Raw genomic sequence first — 15,028 nt, forward strand, 5'->3', positions numbered from 1 at the left:
GACTATTATTTCCGCGCTTTCACTCTCATTTCCAGCCTTTTATTTCGGTCTGAAGGGGGGGATTAAAAAGCAATAAAACCTGACCAATTTATCTCTTGTGGGTAAATAAGGCCTCGTACGAATTGATTTTGTGAGTGGCATCACTTTTTATTGGTTTGTTTACTTGCATCACCTTCCCGTAGACTTTCCACCGCAATCACCTTGCCCATATCTGGGCCGAGAAGGAGCGGGAAAATGAGTAACCCAACCATAATTGATACGCTAATTCATGCCGTTGGCGGTCGTGAAAATATAAATAAAGTTTGGCACTGTATGACCCGCCTGCGTTTTGATTTAGTGGATGATGCGAAGATCAACCAACAAACCATTGCCCAGTTGCCAGGTGTGCTGGGTGCTCAGCTTCAAAGCGAGCAATTTCAGGTCATCATCGGCCCGCAGGTGGACCAATGGTATCAACAAATCAGTGGTGATGTAGCCGCTGCACCTCAACGTGAGCAGCCTGTCAAAGCGCAAAAAGGGCTTGTCTCGCTGTTTATGGATACCGTCTCTGGCGTGTTTGGTCCCATCGTGCCAGCCATTGCGGGTGCAGGGATGATCAAAGGTCTGTTGGCCGGTTTTATTGCCATGAATCTGCTATCAGCGAAAAGCGATACGGTGATGGTGATCGATCTGATAGCCAGTGGCGTGTTCTGGTTTCTGCCTTTTTTCCTCGCCGTTTCCGCCGCAAAAATGTTTAAGACCAATGAATATCTGGCCGTGGCTGTCGTGGCGTGTTTGATGTATCCCAGTTTAATTGATGCGGCAAAACAGCTGGCAAGTGGTGCTCCCGGTGCCGTGCAGGCTTATTGGTTTGCCGGTATTTTGCCTGTTTCGGTGTTTAACTACGCTTCAAGCGTCATACCGGTGATCTTCTCAGTGCTGGTATTGAGTTATATCCACCGTGCGGTCGATCGCATCATGCCGCAGGTACTGAGAACTGTTTTCACCCCAACATTGACACTGTTCATCACCGCGCTCATTGCGTTAGTGGTGATTGGCCCGATGGGTATCTGGTTAGGGAAAGGATTAGCGTGGTGTATTCAAGGGCTGTTTGACACCTCCTCAGTGCTAGCCGGTTTGATTGTCGGCGCTATTCGCCCGGTAGCAATCCTGACCGGGATGCATCACGCCATGACGCCGATTACATTACAGAACTTCAGTGAACACGGTTATGACATGCTGATGCCGATGATGTGTATGGCTAACATGGCTATTGCGGGGGCGACCTTTGCGATTTGGTTTCAGAATCGCCATCGTGATGACCGCACAGTGACGCTTTCCGCCGCGATTTCTGCGCTGCTCGGCATTACCGAACCTGCATTGTTTGGCGTGTTGACGCGTGAGAAGCGAGCTTTTATTGCTGCGACCATCGCCAGCAGCATAGCCTCGGCATTTATCGCATTCTTTGGAGTGAGGTTGTTTGGCTACATCCTTTCCAGCATTTTTAGCTTGCCGGCGTACATTGGTCCCTGGTTCCCCTATGCCATTACCGGTGTGCTCATCTCGCTGATATTGTCATTTAGCCTGACGCTGATTCTGGTTAGGCGCCAACCTCAGGTTTGATGCCACTTCCGTGCGCACTGAGTAAGGTACAATCCAGGGCGGCCATCAGGCCGCCCCATCTTTGAACAAACTTACGCCCCGCGCCCTGCAAGCGGAACTGCGCGACCAGTCGTTCCAGCATCATCGCTTGTTCTTCCAGCGAATTGGCTGAGTGCGAAGATGCGCTGACCAGCGTAGCGTTTTGCTGGGTGGTGGTATCCAGCTCACCCACCGCACGGGCAATTTGTTCGATGCCACGGCTTTGCTCATCCGATGCCGCTGAAATCTCTTCCATGATCTCATTCACGCGGGCAATGCTGCCGAGAATTTGGTCCATGGTTTCTCCGGCGCGCGCCACTTGCTGATGCCCATTACTGATGCGGCTGACCGATTCACTGATCAAGCGTTCAATATCCTTGGCTGCACCGGCACTGCGTTGAGCCAGATTACGCACTTCGCTCGCGACCACCGCAAAACCGCGCCCCTGCTCACCCGCACGCGCGGCTTCTACTGCGGCGTTCAGTGCCAGGATGTTGGTCTGGAAAGCAATGCTGTTAATGACGGCGGTTATGTCGGCGATTTTCTTCGAGCTGTCCGAGATTTCACCCATGGTGCTTACCACATCACGCACCGCTATCCCGCCACGGTTGGCGTTATTCGAGGCTTCCGCCGCAATCTGGCTGGCCTGACGTGCGTTGGCAGCGTTATTTTTCACTGTGGCCGTCAGTTGTTCCATGCTGGCAGCGGTTTCAACAACCGCTGCCGCCTGTTGCTCGGTGCGGGAGGACAAATCAAGGTTGCCCTGATTAATTGCACTCGCCGCCTGCGATACGCTGCTGACGCTGCTAAGCACATCGCCAATCATGCTGCGTAACCGCTCGTTCATGCGTCCCATCGCCGAGGTCAGCTTGCCGAGTTCATCGTGTCGGTCAGTGGCAAAATGCGAGCTAAGATCGCCGCTGGCGATGCGCTCCGCCAGTTCCAGATTATGGAACACCGGACGGGTAATTTGACGAATGATGTACCACGCCACCAGCACGCCAAACAGAATGGCAAATCCACCAATCAGCAGGGAAAGTGTGGCTGAACCGTTCGCCAGTTCATCATTACGCGCTTTCACTATGGTGATGATCTTTTTGATCGCCGCGCTGCTCTTGTCGCCCGCCACTTTGACCGTGTCTTCTGCGGTTCGCAGCTGACCATAGGTATCGGCAGCTTGCAGACTTAGATCTTTAAAACGTTCCGTATCCTGCCACAACGCGGTAAAGCCGCTCTGCTGTTCTGGTGGCAACTGAGCCAGTAGCGCTTTCATGCCCTGCTCAGCCTGCTGGAAATGTGTTTGCAATGTATTACGTAAGGCATCCGACACATTGAATCGCAGCGCCCAGGCTTCTTCGCGCACGTTGCTGATGGCAAACAGCTGCTCGTAAATCTGGTTGGTCAGTTCAGGATTGGTCACCGGTGTGCGGATCAACTGGGTGTAACGCGCAGTCATATCCTGCTGGCTGAGTGAATCAAGCTGGGCACGCTGGCTATTCAGTTGCTGAGTGGCTTGCGTCATCGCACCGATGCTGTTTTGGAAGCTGGCGAGATGAGTATCCAGTTCGTTCACCAGGCCGTGTGCCTGGTCTGTCCAGGAGAGTTTTTTGGCTTCGCTATTGAGCTGCTGCGCATGGGTCACATAATCGGCCATCACTTTGCCCGATTTGTCGTCACCATAAAGGTATTTGAGGCGGTTTATTTTGGCCTGAAACACTTCAATGTTGATGTCATAAATCAGGTTAGTTTTCTGATAGATGTCATGAATAGCGTTGAAGCGCTGCACGCTGATGCCGGTGGCTAACGCCACTAACAGCAACACAATGCCAAATCCTGCTGACAATTTTCGGGTGATGCGTACATTACGTAAACGGGATACCAGCCCCATGTTCCCTCTCCTGCGAATGTTGTTTTTGTAAGTTCTGCTAAGGGAGTTATCGGAGCGAAGCGGGATTTGTTTATTGTCGAGGTCACAAAAAAGAGATTACAGGATGTTATGCGCCGCCGGGCAGCGGCGTGAGCAGGTTATCGCGCGGACTGCGGGGCTAACTGGCTGATAAACAGGCCTGCGGCGCTCACCGCATCCACCGACACTTTCCCCAGCTGCTGACGAATGCTTTCACCTAGCGCAATCGTTGAAAAACCGGTGCAGGAGAAGGCGATCACTTCAACGCCTTCGCGATAGAGTGCATCGGCGCAGGCCAGCGCACTGGCGCGCCCTTCTGCACTTAACAAGTCTGTGGTGTTCAGCACCCCTTCCGGACGCGCGTATCGTACGGATTCACCTAGCAAATAACGGAAAGGGGCAGGAGCCGCCGCACCAATGCCCATCACGGCCACAGGACGTTTGAGCATGCGCGCAATACTCGCCGATGCCGAACCGGCGCTGATCACCGGAATCGATACGGCATCACGCAATGCCGCAAGGCCAGGATCGGCGGCGCAGCTAAGAAACAGCGCGTTGCAGCCGTCGGCTTCCAGTTGCTTTCCGAGCACCACAATCTTAGGCACCGCCAGCGCTTCACTGGCATCATCGAAAATGCCTTTGTCCTGATCGGGAATCGCCCGGCTGATGGAGTTGATGCCATATTCCTGATGAATCAGCCGACCATGCTCTTCGACAAAGTGCTGATCTGGATGGGTTAAGACGCGGATGATGCCTAGCATGACTCTGACTCCTGACCTGATGTTGGATGCTAATCAGCGACGAGCGGCCTGAAGCCGCAATGCGCAAACGTCATTTTTATTGTGGACTTAAATTGGCAGGTTTAAGCGCATGCGGCAAGGGATCTGTCAATGCGGTTCAAAGTGTGTCGCCCACTTGTTTGATTATCTGTCTTAGCCACTGATGAGCGGCGCTGTCCTGCGTTCGGCGGTGCCATAGCAAATCAAAGGGGATTGAAGGCAGCTCAAGCGGCGGTTCAAAGATGACGAATCGGTCCTGACGCGTGTAGGTGGTGGCGACGCGGCTGAGCACCGTCGCCACATAATTTGTGCCGGGCAGTAAATCAGGCACGGTAAACATCGTGGGTAACGTCAGGCTGATGTTGCGCGCCAACCCTTGCTCCCGCAGTTTTTGATCCACCAGTCCATAACGGTTGCCCTCCGGGGAGACAAGGAGGTGTGGCATTGCCAGAAATGCCTGCATGTTCATGTCTTCACGCGCGATGGGGTGATCGCTTGCCACCAGCGTGACAAAGCCATCGCGCAGCAGCGGTTGCGAAAGAATCCGGTTCTCGGCTTTGGTCGGCGGTACGCCAACCGCAATATCAATTTTCCCCGCATCCAGTAGCGCAACCACCTCATCACGATCAATAAAGTAACGCACATGGATGGTGCAGTTCGGTGCCAGCGTCGCCAGCTTTTGGGTCAGCGCGGGCAACAACACGTGCAGCGGGTATTCGGTGAGGCCCAGCGTAAAGCTACGTTGTTTATCATTGGGATCAAACACTTCCGGCGGCTTCATTAGATGACGCACCTGCCCTAACGCATCGGCCACCGGTATCGCCATTTCCTGTGCTTTTACGGTGGGTAGTAACCCCTCCGCACTGCGGATAAACAAAGGATCATCAAAAACGCGTCGCAATCGAGCCAGCGCAGCACTCATGGCGGGTTGGCTCACGCCCGCCAGTGCCGCCGCTTTCGTCACGTTGCGCTCCAGCATTAAGGCGTTAAATGCCACCAGCAGATTGAGATCGAAACCATCGAAATTCATATTTTGTATATTTCTCTATACCAATCATTTGTTGGATTGATAGTCGCAGCTTCGGGAATACTGCACAAGTCGGTGAGATGCACCGCTAACTCATTAAAGAAGGATTCCGCTATGTCTGTGACACAACAACTGAATCAACGCCTGCAAACCGAGCGTGCAGCAATTGAGAATCTATATCGTGCGTTCAGTGACAAGAATCCGGATCTGCTGGATTTGGCGGTCACACAAGATTGGAATGATATCCCTTTAGCACCGGGCCAAGGCCCCGGCCCTGAGGGTTTTAAACCGGTGCTGGCCAGTTTTATCACCGCTTTCCCGGATATCAATATCATCGTGCATGACATGTTGCAGGAACCGGGCAAAGCCGCTGTGCGTGCTGAAATCACCGGGACACATCAGGGCGAGTTTTTGGGTATCGCGCCAACTGGTCGTCCTATTAACGTGCGCCTGCATGAGTTCCATTTACTGAACGGTGAACGCGTCACGACCACCTGGCATATGGAAGACTGGATGGCGCTGTTCCAGCAGATTGGGCAATTCCCAACGCCATGAAATAAGCACTTCAGAGAGCGGATAAGTCATCTCGCAGTCCGCAGCCTTGTTAGTGACTAATGATGCAGCGGTGAGTCAGGAGCAAAAACAAACCTTCGACGATTTAACAGTGATCAACTGCGCGGTTTAAGCCAGGCATAATCTTCCGCTGCTATGCTTGGCAGCAGACGTTAATCAGTGTTACAGGCGGAAGAATGAAAGTCGTTTTATGTGCGTATCACGAGATGGGATGCGCGGCGCTGGAGAGTTTGCTGGAAGTGGGATTCGAAGTGGTGTGTGTGTTCACCCATGCGGGTGCCGATCAGGAAAACAGCTTCTTCGACTCGGTTGAAGCGCTGGCTCAGCAACAACAGATCCCGGTGTTCTGCCCCGACGATATCAATACACCTGAATGGATTGCCAAAGTCTCATCGCTGCAACCGGATGCGATTTTCACACTGTCGCATCGACAAGCACTCTCCCCTACATTAATTGCCACCGCCAAAAAAGGCGCGTTTAACGTGCACGCTTCTCTACTGCCCGCCTATCGCGGACGTGCGCATCTCAATTGGGTGATTATCCGCAATGAGCGCGAAACCGGGGTAACGCTGCATCGCATTAACAACGTGCCAGACGGCGGGCCAATTCTGGCGCAAAGCCGTGTCGCCATCACTGATGAAGATGATGCGCTTTCATTGCATCGCAAACTGGTGCGCACCACGCGCGAACAGTTGCCCCATTGGCTGCGTGCACTGCGGGCGGGGAGTCTGATTGAACGCGTGCAAGATGAAAGTCTCGCCAGCGAACCGGGACAACGAAAGCCTGAGGATGGGAAGATTCACTGGCATCAGTCTGCCGATGAGATTCATGCTCTGATTCGCGGCGTCGCTTATCCGTGGCCAGGTGCGTATAGCCTGATGGGAGAACAGCATTTTATCGTGTGGAAAAGCCGCGTGACTACCCAGCCACATCAGCACGCAGCGGGCAGCATTATTTCTATCGATCCACTTAATATTGCCTGTGGCGAAAATATGCTGGAAATTGTCGCGGCTGGGTTATCGCATCACGACAATCTTAGCGCGGCGCAGCTGGTGGAGCGCTTCTCGCTGCGCGTGGGGATGCAACTGAAGTAATTTTAAGCTGGCGATTTCAGCCTGAAATCGCCAACTTTTTTTACCAGCGGGTCGCCGCCATATCAATCACAAAGCGATACTTCACATCGCCCTTCAGCATACGCGCGAACGCATCTTCGACGGCTTCACCCGCAATCAATTCGATATCTGCCGTGATGTTGTGCTCGCCGCAGAAGTCCAGCATCTCCTGAGTTTCCTGAATGCTGCCTATCGAGGAGCCGCTGATGCTCAAGCGACGGAAGACCATCGGCGTGACGTCAGGTGCCTGATGCGGTTGCTCCGGAATGCCCACCAACACCAAACGGCCATTGGTTTTGAGCGTGGCGAGGTAAGGATCGAGATCGTGAGGCGCGGATACGCAGTCGATGATGAAGTCGAGAGAAGTTTGCGCTGCCGCCATCTGATCGGCATCGCGCGAAACCACCACGCGGCTGGCCCCAAGACGAAGTGCATCGGTGCCTTTTTCCGGTGAGGTGGTAAACAGCGTCACTTCTGCACCCATCGCGCTCGCCAGTTTTACCGCCATATGGCCTAAGCCACCTAAACCGACCACACCGACTTTATCACCGGCCTGCACTTTGAAGTGGCGCAGCGGCGACCAAACCGTCACCCCCGCACACAGCAACGGTGCAACGCCTGCCAGCGGCAAGTTCTGCGGCACTGACACCACAAAATGCTGATCGACCACCACATTCTGCGCGTAGCCACCCCAGGTGCTGTCACCGGTGTGTTTGTCGATACCGTTATAGGTCGCGGTAAAGCCGGCTTCGCAGTACTGCTCTTCCTGCTGCTGGCAGAAATGGCATTCACGGCAGGAATCGACCATCACGCCAACGCCCACCACATCACCGACCTTGAAGTGTGTGACCGCTGCGCCGGTTTCCCGCACGCGACCAACGATTTCGTGGCCCGGCACCAGAGGATAACGACTGACCGCCCATTCGTTACGCGCCATGTGGAGATCCGAGTGGCACACACCGCAATACAGAATATCGATTTTCACGTCCTGCGGTTGCAGTGGACGCAGCGCGATCTGGCTGGGTACTAGAGGTTTTGCCGCGTCGTGAGCGACTAATGCGTTGATTTTCATGATGCCTCCGCAAGGTGCTGGCGTTATTAAGTTGAAGGCGGCAGACTATAGTCAACGTGGTGCATAAATGATAGTAGTCACCATTTGGTGACCATAGAGGAGTAGAACCGATGCCAGCCTGGGTTGACGGTAAACTGGTTTTTTATGCGGATTCACCGCCGCGTCGCTTGATGGATCTGTTCTCGCTAAAGTGGAGCAGCATGGTGCTGCACGCGCTTTATCACTGGCCGGGACTGCGCGCGCGCACCGGCGAGTTGCAGCGCAGTTTGCAGGGGATTTCGAAGAAGATGCTTTTTCAGACATTGAAAGAGCTGGAACAGCGCGGGTTGATCGCTCGCCACGTGTATGACGTTATCCCGCCCAAAGTGGATTATCGTTTAACACCGCTGGGACAAACCTTCGCTGCCCCGATTGAACAGATGTATCAATGGGGACTGGATAATCAGGCAGCACTGGATGCGATGGAGGCTAACTTGCGCGCGGCTACGGACGCGACATCAGACGCGCCACCGTCTCCCGATCCCGCGGCAAGCGTGGATTAAACACCACCAGACTCAAGCCCGGTTTTCCCTCGACGGCGAAGGTGCTGTATTCCAGCTCCAGCACACCTTCGTCCGGCAGCCACAGCTGTTTAATCCCTTCGCCGTGCTGGCTCACTTCCTGTGACTGCCACAGCTGACGGAAGGTTTCGCTCATCTCGCTGAGTTCTTCCACCAGCGCACGCACATGTTCACTGGCGCCAGTACGCGCTACGTCAGCGCGGAAATTCGCCACCATCCCGCGTGTGACCTGATGCCAATCCGGCAGGCGTTTTTTCATCTCTTCGTTGCTGAACATCATCAACAGGATATTGCGCTGTTCCGGCGGCAGCTGGGCGTAATCCACAAAGACTTTTGTCGCAGCACGATTCCACGCCACCACTTGCCATTCAGCGGTTTTCACCAGTGCAGGCGTGTGCGTCATGCTGTCGAGCACGCGCTGCAATGAAGGCGAGACATCCACGCCCGCCTGCCAGGTGACGCCAGGCAAACGATTCTGCGCCAGCAGAAATAGGTGATCGCGCTCGGCGGCACTCAGCTCTAGCGCTTTGGACAAACGTTCCAGCACGTCTTCTGAAGGTGCGCCGCCTCTGCCCTGCTCCAGCCAGGTATACCAGGTGGTGCTGACGCAGGCGCGCACCGCCACCTCTTCGCGACGCAATCCCGGAGTACGACGGCGCAACAGCGGATAGCCAAGTTTGCTCGCATCCAGACGCTGGCGTCGTTCGCGCAGATAGTTGCCGAGCAGGTTGTCGTCTTGCAAGTTCATAGCATTATCCTGTTAGTGCATATACCTGTATAAGCTCACGACTTTTCGTCGCGCCGCAGAGACTTATCATAGTGCTTCAACAGCCAGAAATAGGAGCACGAATATGCGAATTTTTGTGACCGGGGCGAGCGGCTTTATTGGTTCCGCCATTGTGAAAAAGCTGCAGGCTCGCGGTGTGACGGTATCAGGACTGGCGCGCAGCGATGCATCGGCAGAGAAACTGCACCAGCAAGGTGTGCAGGTAATGCGTGGGGATTTAGAAGATATTGCCAGCCTGCGCAGTGCCGTTGAGCAGAGTGATGGCGTGATCCACGCGGGTTATATCCATGATTTCAGCCGCATGGATCATGCCGCGGCAATCGATCAACAGGCGATTCTGGCGATGGGCGAGGTGCTGGCCGGATCCAATCGTCCGCTGGTGGTGACCACCGGCACAGCGCTGGTGTCGCCGGGACGTCTCGCGATGGAACAGACCCAACCGGTCTCGGGCGGTCATCCACGCTCCGATTCCAACATCGCCGCACTGGCATTGGCCAATCAGGGTGTTCGTGTTTCGCTGGTGCGTTTACCGCCCACGGTGCACGGCGCGGGCGATCACGGCTTTGTGCCGATGATCATCAATATGGCGAAAGAGAAAGGCGCGGCAGTGTACATCGGTGATGGCGCGAATCGCTGGCCTGCGGTGCACCGGGATGATGCCGCCGAGTTGTTCTGCCTCGCTGCCGAACACGCCGAAGCGGGGACGATTTTGCACGCGATTCAGGAGGAAGGCATCGCGTTCCGTCAGATCGCCGAAACCATTGGCGCAGGTTTATCACTGCCGGTCAAAAGCCTTACGCTGGAAGAGGCGAAAGAGTGGCTGGGCTGGATGGCGTTCTTTGCTTCAATCGATAACCCCGCTTCCAGTGAATGGACGCGTCAAACCTTTAACTGGCAGCCCACCGGCCCCGGATTGCTACAGGATATGCGTGAGGTGGGTTATTTTTCGCGTTGATTCCGCACCATCTCTTGCAGGAAATCAATAAACGCGCGGCTTCGTGCTGGCAGAAAACTACGCTCCTGATAGAGCAGCGCAATCTCAAGAGGGGCAGGAGCGAGTTCAAGTTCAATCACTTCCAGCTGCCCATCACGAATGTAAGGTTCACAAGCCTGCGCTGAAAGGATGGCAAACCCGATGCCTTTCAGTGCAGCTTGCATCGCCATCTCTCCACTATCGACGCGGAAGGGGCTCGGCACATTGATATGTCGAAACCCTTTTCCAGTGGTAAGAAATTGCCACGCTTGCCCCTGAAGAGCGCTGACAGTCGTGATGCAGGGCAGAGCCAGCAATTGCTCGGTGTGTGTCGGCCTTGTGTACCTTTGCAGCAATGTGGGTGCCGCAACAATGAGGCAGGGCAATGAGGCCAGCGGTCGAGCAATGACATCACTGCTGGCGCGCGTGCCGCGACTGATATCAATCACGACATCACAGTCATCCCACAGTGCCTCTGCTCCCTGCAAACTGGTAGTACAATGGAGTTCAATTCTGGGATATCGCAGTGCAAAGTCAGCCAAAAGATTGCCGAAAATTACCGGCCCTACTCCATTCGGTAAACACACGCGTAGCAGCCCTTCTGGCTCAGTTTGTGCGTGGCTTAGCCTGGCTTCCACCTCATTCACCGAGTCCAGCAGGGGACGCATGCTGTCAAAAAACAGCTGACCTGCCTCGGTAAGCTTCATTTGACGCGTACTTCGTTGCAAGAGTCGCATCCCTAACCGTTCTTCCATCAGGGAAATTTGGCGACTCACATTCGATGCAGGCATATTCAAAGCACGCGCACCGCCGATAAAACTGCCCTTCTCTGCAACGGTAACGAATACCCTCAAAACATTTAAATCGATTTTGCTGCGCATCGATCATCCCATTTTTGATAATTAATCATTCTACTTTATCTCGCTAATCATAGTGATGCACGGGCAATAGACTAAGCCTCCACTAACCAGATGGAGAAAACTTTGAACCTCTCTCACACTGTATCGGGCTCATCTGCCGTGATACGCATCGCTTTCATCATCGCGTTTGTACAGTTCACAAATGCACTTGAGTACATGATGTTCAATCCATTGTTCGTCTATATGGCTTCTCAATTTTCAGTGCCTGTCACTTATGCAGGGTATGTTACTGGCACTTACACCCTTGCTTCAGTGATATCCGGCTTATGTGTTTGGAAATGGATTGACCTCGTGAGCGCCAAACGATTTTTACTTTGGAATATGGCGCTGTTGGGTGTTCTGACGGTACTGATCACATTCACGAGCAGTTATACCTTGCTCTTGCTTCTGCGATTTATGGCGGGATTAGCGGGAGGAACAACAATGGGCGTAGGAATGAGCTTGTTAATCAGCCTCGCGCCAGCGGCGTTACAAGCGCGGATGATTGCCACCGTCATCGCCTCTTTCTCTGTAGTGAGCATTGCAGGCATGCCGGCGATGCTGTTTTTAAGCACCCATCTTGGTTGGAGTAGTGCACCAAGACTTATTGGCTTGCTGTGTCTGCTATGTTTACTGCTGATTGTCCGATTTATTCCTGATGTCGAAAGCAATGGTGTGAATAAAGCGTCGTTGACACTGACGCCAGAGTGGTTGTTTTTTGCTAGCGGAAACGCTGTCGCGCAATTTACACCTATGCTGATCATCCCTGCTTTGGTGCCAATGCTGACCCAACACATGCAGGCTCTCACCGCTTCTCTGCCCACTCTGTTTTTCATTGGTGGCCTCGCTGGCTTGATGGCAACTAAACTCACCGGAAAACTATTGGCCTACTTATCCGGCTACACATTAGCTATTGTCTCAACCTTGATATTGCTGGTCAGCATACTGCTACCCGTTTCAGGTCTACACGTCAGTGGACTTTTTATTGGGCTATTTCTGGGTGGGGCTTATGGGCGATTAGTGGTGGTGTCTTGTGTGACCGCAAAGTTTCCCGATAAGGCAAGTCGTGCTGGCTTCCTGACTGTGCAAACGGCGCTGATGTCACTGAGCACCACTCTCGCCTTTTTTCTTTCTGCCATGACTTTCGAAGAGGCATCGCCGCTGCCGGTCATGTTCCTGATACTGGTGCTAAGCAGCGCATTACTTTTACCAGTAATGGTCAAGAGTATGGAGAAGAGGTTAGCCAGGCGCGGAATCTAACTGATAAACATAGCGGCAAAATCTATCTCGCATCTAAGATTGCAGCTCTCGCTGCATAGAGGCGTGATAAACCTGCCGCTTTGTTGGTGTGATTTAACTAAACGGCTCTTCACGCGCCAGCAAACGGGCAATGACGTTGAGCGCACCTTCGTCGTTGTTGCTGTCGGTTTTATACCGCGACACCGCCGTAACGGCTTCAGCGGCGTTGGCCATCGCGAAGCTATAGCAGGCCTGGCGCAGCATTTCGAGGTCGTTAGCGCTGTCACCAATCGCCAGCACTTCGCAATCGTCGATGCCCCATTTTTCCTGCAGCAGCGCAATACCGTGCGCTTTGTGGCAGCCTGGGATGATCAGATCGACAAAGCCAAAACCGCTGGAGACCGGATGCATGATGTTTTCAATCGCCCCCAGTTCTTTGTGCAGGCGATCCATCAGGGCATCAACCCCTTCATGCGCCAGATTGAGCGAGAACTTAAAGATGGTGTCATCGATATCGTAGAGGTTGTCGCGCTTTTCCAGACGATGATAGTGATTCGCGAGCATCGCGATCACTTCTTCGGGCATTGAGGTATGAACGTAAGCGCCATTTCGTCCGCATACTACGGCACTGATGTCAGGTTCTTTTGCCAGAATGTCGAGGATTTGATGGACACGCTCCGGCGCTAATTCACCACAGAAGATTTCTTCATTGCTGTCTGAAACCCAGGCGCCATTCTCAGCAACAAACGCGATTTCATCTTTGATTTCCGGGAAATAGCGTTGTAACTGGTAATATTGATTGCCACTGGCGACCACAAAACGAACGCCCTTTTCTTTCAACAATGCGTACTGGCGAGCGAAACGCTGCGCGTTGTACTGCTTGTTGTCATCAAGAAAAGTCCCATCCATATCCACCGCAATCATTTTTACTGCCATTTTGCTCTCCCGTATCGATTAACCAGCATTCCATCCGGCTGTGAAAAGGTTTTCATTAAGCTTACTCGCGGTGTGGAATAATGAGAATGGTAATGATGAGATTGATAACCGCTTTCAGAGATTTCCAGTGCCATGTTTTACTGCAAATCCGCCCCTTTTTCCCTGATCCAGGCACTGAACATCTCAGCCATATCCTCAGCGTAGTCCTGAATTTCCATCTCAGAGCGCGGCGTTTCTGAAAAATGCTTGCCCACATTCCCCAGGGTACTGTTGATTAAGTCAGCGGCACGCAGTCGTTTTTTATCATCCAGCTGCGGCAATAATTCACACAGGAACTCATTCACCACGTTCTCTCCTGCTGCCCGCGCAGCCGCCACTTCCGGTGCATCACGGTACAACGGCGCAGCGTCATTGAGTGCGGTGCGCATTGCCGCCTCTTCACATTCCGAATGCAAAAAAGCGTGCGTGAGCTGATGCAGACGTTCAAGCGCGGGCACGGTCCGATCGCGCAGGATCGATCCCAATAGATCGCCGGTACGCTGCCATTCTTCGCTTTGCAGCCGAAAGAGAATAGCCGCTTTGTTGGGAAAATATTGATATAGCGATCCAACACTCACACCGGCGCGTTCCGCCACGCGTGCGGTGGTGAATCGCGTGGCGCCCTCCTGCTCTAAAACCTGAGTAGCGGCCTGCAAAATCGCTGAAACCAGCTCGCTGGAGCGTGCTTGCTGCGGCCTTTTTCTCTCTGAAATCTTAGCGTTACGATTTTCAGCCACCTGTCACTCCCGAACACGAATAGTGAAATGCGAATGATTCATCGTATTCTGTTCGCTCAGATTAATCCACGGAGAATCATCATGAACACCTTAACTTCCGCGCCGTTGGCGCCGCTGCTCAACTACCTGTTCGAACTGGCCGACAATATGGCGCATCCGACTAACGAAGCTTTTCGTGTGATGTCTGACGAAGAGCAAAGCCGTCTGCTGCAGAGCAAAACCGATTACCTTGAACTCTATGGCCACCTGAAAGATGTGCCATTGGCGGTATCGCGTGAAACCGGCAAGTTGCTGTACATGCTGGCACGCAGCAGCAAGGCGCAGTCGATAGTGGAGTTTGGCACTTCTTTCGGGATTTCGACGCTGCATCTCGCGGCAGCATTACGCGATAACGGCGGCGGAAAGATCATCACCAGCGAGTTTGAACCGGGAAAAGTCGCGCTGGCGCGTAATCATTTTGCCGATGCGGGCGTGAGTGATTTGATTGAAGTGCGCGTGGGCGACGCATTGCAAACGTTGAGCCGCGATCTTCCTGCTGCCATTGATATGCTGGTGCTGGATGGCGCGAAAGCCATTTATCCCGAAATCCTGGCACTGGTCGAACCGCATTTGCGCCCCGGCGCGCTGATCGTCGCCGATGATGCCGATTTCAGCCCGGAATATCTCGAACACGTGCACAGCGGGCGTGGTTATCTGTCACTGCCGTTTAGCGATGGCGTTGAGGTGTCGATGTGGTTGGGACGTTCACAGTAATCAGTACCCAGAGCCT

Annotated in this window: 15 protein-coding genes; 7 read left to right on the forward strand and 8 right to left on the reverse strand. The window is 53.6% G+C overall.

Annotated features, from left to right (window positions below):
- Positions 1–234: 234 nt before the first annotated feature.
- Positions 235–1,602, forward strand: coding sequence for a PTS transporter subunit EIIC (locus tag HA45_RS18305; RefSeq protein ID WP_100700315.1), 1,368 nt, complete (start codon positions 235–237; stop codon positions 1,600–1,602).
- Here the strand turns inward: HA45_RS18305 and HA45_RS18310 are convergent.
- The 3 genes from HA45_RS18310 to HA45_RS18320 form a co-directional block, all read right to left on the reverse strand.
- Positions 1,580–3,508: a methyl-accepting chemotaxis protein gene (locus HA45_RS18310; protein ID WP_244563471.1), complete on the reverse strand. Its 1,929-nt coding sequence runs from the start codon at positions 3,506–3,508 to the stop codon at positions 1,580–1,582. The genes HA45_RS18305 and HA45_RS18310 overlap by 23 nt on opposite strands.
- A 137-nt stretch (positions 3,509–3,645) precedes the next feature.
- Entirely contained in the window at positions 3,646–4,287 is a 642-nt protein-coding gene (locus tag HA45_RS18315; protein ID WP_100700317.1) for an aspartate/glutamate racemase family protein, read from the reverse strand.
- Between the two features lie 136 nt (positions 4,288–4,423).
- On the reverse strand, positions 4,424–5,335 hold the full coding sequence (locus HA45_RS18320; RefSeq protein WP_100700318.1) for a LysR family transcriptional regulator: 912 nt from the start codon (positions 5,333–5,335) through the stop codon (positions 4,424–4,426).
- A gap of 111 nt (positions 5,336–5,446) precedes the next feature.
- On the opposite strand from HA45_RS18320, the gene HA45_RS18325 reads away from it, so the two are divergent.
- Both HA45_RS18325 and HA45_RS18330 read left to right on the forward strand, forming a co-directional pair.
- Entirely contained in the window at positions 5,447–5,887 is a 441-nt protein-coding gene (locus HA45_RS18325; protein WP_100700319.1) for an ester cyclase, read from the forward strand.
- A gap of 194 nt (positions 5,888–6,081) precedes the next feature.
- Positions 6,082–6,999 (forward strand): formyltransferase family protein, encoded by a 918-nt coding sequence (locus tag HA45_RS18330; protein WP_100700320.1) that lies wholly within the window; start codon positions 6,082–6,084, stop codon positions 6,997–6,999.
- 40 nt (positions 7,000–7,039) lie between these two features.
- Here HA45_RS18330 and HA45_RS18335 read toward each other — a convergent pair whose 3' ends face one another.
- Complete coding sequence (locus HA45_RS18335) at positions 7,040–8,089, reverse strand: NAD(P)-dependent alcohol dehydrogenase (RefSeq protein WP_100700321.1); 1,050 nt, start codon at positions 8,087–8,089, stop codon at positions 7,040–7,042.
- 110 nt (positions 8,090–8,199) lie between these two features.
- Between HA45_RS18335 and HA45_RS18340 the strand changes: the two genes are divergently transcribed.
- Positions 8,200–8,631 carry a winged helix-turn-helix transcriptional regulator gene (locus tag HA45_RS18340; RefSeq protein ID WP_100700322.1) on the forward strand — a complete coding sequence of 144 codons (432 nt, stop codon included), beginning with the start codon at positions 8,200–8,202 and terminating at the stop codon, positions 8,629–8,631.
- Here HA45_RS18340 and HA45_RS18345 read toward each other — a convergent pair.
- Complete coding sequence (locus HA45_RS18345) at positions 8,573–9,397, reverse strand: helix-turn-helix transcriptional regulator (protein WP_100700323.1); 825 nt, start codon at positions 9,395–9,397, stop codon at positions 8,573–8,575. The two genes, HA45_RS18340 and HA45_RS18345, sit on opposite strands and share 59 nt — an antisense overlap.
- A gap of 103 nt (positions 9,398–9,500) precedes the next feature.
- Here HA45_RS18345 and HA45_RS18350 point away from each other — a divergent pair, with 103 nt between their 5' ends.
- Positions 9,501–10,391, forward strand: coding sequence for an SDR family oxidoreductase (locus HA45_RS18350; protein ID WP_100700324.1), 891 nt, complete (start codon positions 9,501–9,503; stop codon positions 10,389–10,391).
- On the opposite strand, the gene HA45_RS18355 is transcribed toward HA45_RS18350, so the two are convergent.
- On the reverse strand, positions 10,376–11,290 hold the full coding sequence (locus HA45_RS18355; RefSeq protein WP_100700325.1) for a LysR family transcriptional regulator: 915 nt from the start codon (positions 11,288–11,290) through the stop codon (positions 10,376–10,378). The genes HA45_RS18350 and HA45_RS18355 overlap by 16 nt on opposite strands.
- 102 nt (positions 11,291–11,392) lie before the next feature.
- Between HA45_RS18355 and HA45_RS18360 the strand changes: the two genes are divergently transcribed.
- Positions 11,393–12,568 carry an MFS transporter gene (locus HA45_RS18360; protein ID WP_240629178.1) on the forward strand — a complete coding sequence of 392 codons (1,176 nt, stop codon included), beginning with the start codon at positions 11,393–11,395 and terminating at the stop codon, positions 12,566–12,568.
- A gap of 93 nt (positions 12,569–12,661) precedes the next feature.
- On the opposite strand, the gene HA45_RS18365 is transcribed toward HA45_RS18360, so the two are convergent.
- Both HA45_RS18365 and HA45_RS18370 read right to left on the reverse strand, forming a co-directional pair.
- Entirely contained in the window at positions 12,662–13,483 is an 822-nt protein-coding gene (locus HA45_RS18365) for a Cof-type HAD-IIB family hydrolase (protein WP_100700327.1), read from the reverse strand.
- Between the two features lie 137 nt (positions 13,484–13,620).
- Positions 13,621–14,259, reverse strand: a complete 639-nt coding sequence (locus tag HA45_RS18370) for a TetR/AcrR family transcriptional regulator (RefSeq protein WP_100700328.1) — start codon at positions 14,257–14,259, stop codon at positions 13,621–13,623.
- A gap of 81 nt (positions 14,260–14,340) precedes the next feature.
- Here HA45_RS18370 and HA45_RS18375 point away from each other — a divergent pair, with 81 nt between their 5' ends.
- Positions 14,341–15,012, forward strand: a complete 672-nt coding sequence (locus tag HA45_RS18375) for an O-methyltransferase (protein WP_100700329.1) — start codon at positions 14,341–14,343, stop codon at positions 15,010–15,012.
- Positions 15,013–15,028 lie beyond the last annotated feature (16 nt).

Origin of the sequence: Pantoea rodasii (assembly GCF_002095465.1) — a bacterium.
GTDB classification, from domain to species: domain Bacteria; phylum Pseudomonadota; class Gammaproteobacteria; order Enterobacterales; family Enterobacteriaceae; genus Pantoea; species Pantoea rodasii.

Excerpts from the sequence above, each read along its gene's own strand:
- HA45_RS18305 (WP_100700315.1), top strand. The coding sequence starts at position 235 with ATGAGTAACCCAACCATAATTGATACGCTAATTCATGCCGTTGGCGGT.
- HA45_RS18310 (WP_244563471.1), bottom strand. The coding sequence starts at position 3,508 with ATGGGGCTGGTATCCCGTTTACGTAATGTACGCATCACCCGAAAATTG.
- HA45_RS18315 (WP_100700317.1), bottom strand. The coding sequence starts at position 4,287 with ATGCTAGGCATCATCCGCGTCTTAACCCATCCAGATCAGCACTTTGTC.
- HA45_RS18320 (WP_100700318.1), bottom strand. The coding sequence starts at position 5,335 with ATGAATTTCGATGGTTTCGATCTCAATCTGCTGGTGGCATTTAACGCC.
- HA45_RS18325 (WP_100700319.1), top strand. The coding sequence starts at position 5,447 with ATGTCTGTGACACAACAACTGAATCAACGCCTGCAAACCGAGCGTGCA.
- HA45_RS18330 (WP_100700320.1), top strand. The coding sequence starts at position 6,082 with ATGAAAGTCGTTTTATGTGCGTATCACGAGATGGGATGCGCGGCGCTG.
- HA45_RS18335 (WP_100700321.1), bottom strand. The coding sequence starts at position 8,089 with ATGAAAATCAACGCATTAGTCGCTCACGACGCGGCAAAACCTCTAGTA.
- HA45_RS18340 (WP_100700322.1), top strand. The coding sequence starts at position 8,200 with ATGCCAGCCTGGGTTGACGGTAAACTGGTTTTTTATGCGGATTCACCG.
- HA45_RS18345 (WP_100700323.1), bottom strand. The coding sequence starts at position 9,397 with ATGAACTTGCAAGACGACAACCTGCTCGGCAACTATCTGCGCGAACGA.
- HA45_RS18350 (WP_100700324.1), top strand. The coding sequence starts at position 9,501 with ATGCGAATTTTTGTGACCGGGGCGAGCGGCTTTATTGGTTCCGCCATT.
- HA45_RS18355 (WP_100700325.1), bottom strand. The coding sequence starts at position 11,290 with ATGCGCAGCAAAATCGATTTAAATGTTTTGAGGGTATTCGTTACCGTT.
- HA45_RS18365 (WP_100700327.1), bottom strand. The coding sequence starts at position 13,483 with ATGGCAGTAAAAATGATTGCGGTGGATATGGATGGGACTTTTCTTGAT.
- HA45_RS18375 (WP_100700329.1), top strand. The coding sequence starts at position 14,341 with ATGAACACCTTAACTTCCGCGCCGTTGGCGCCGCTGCTCAACTACCTG.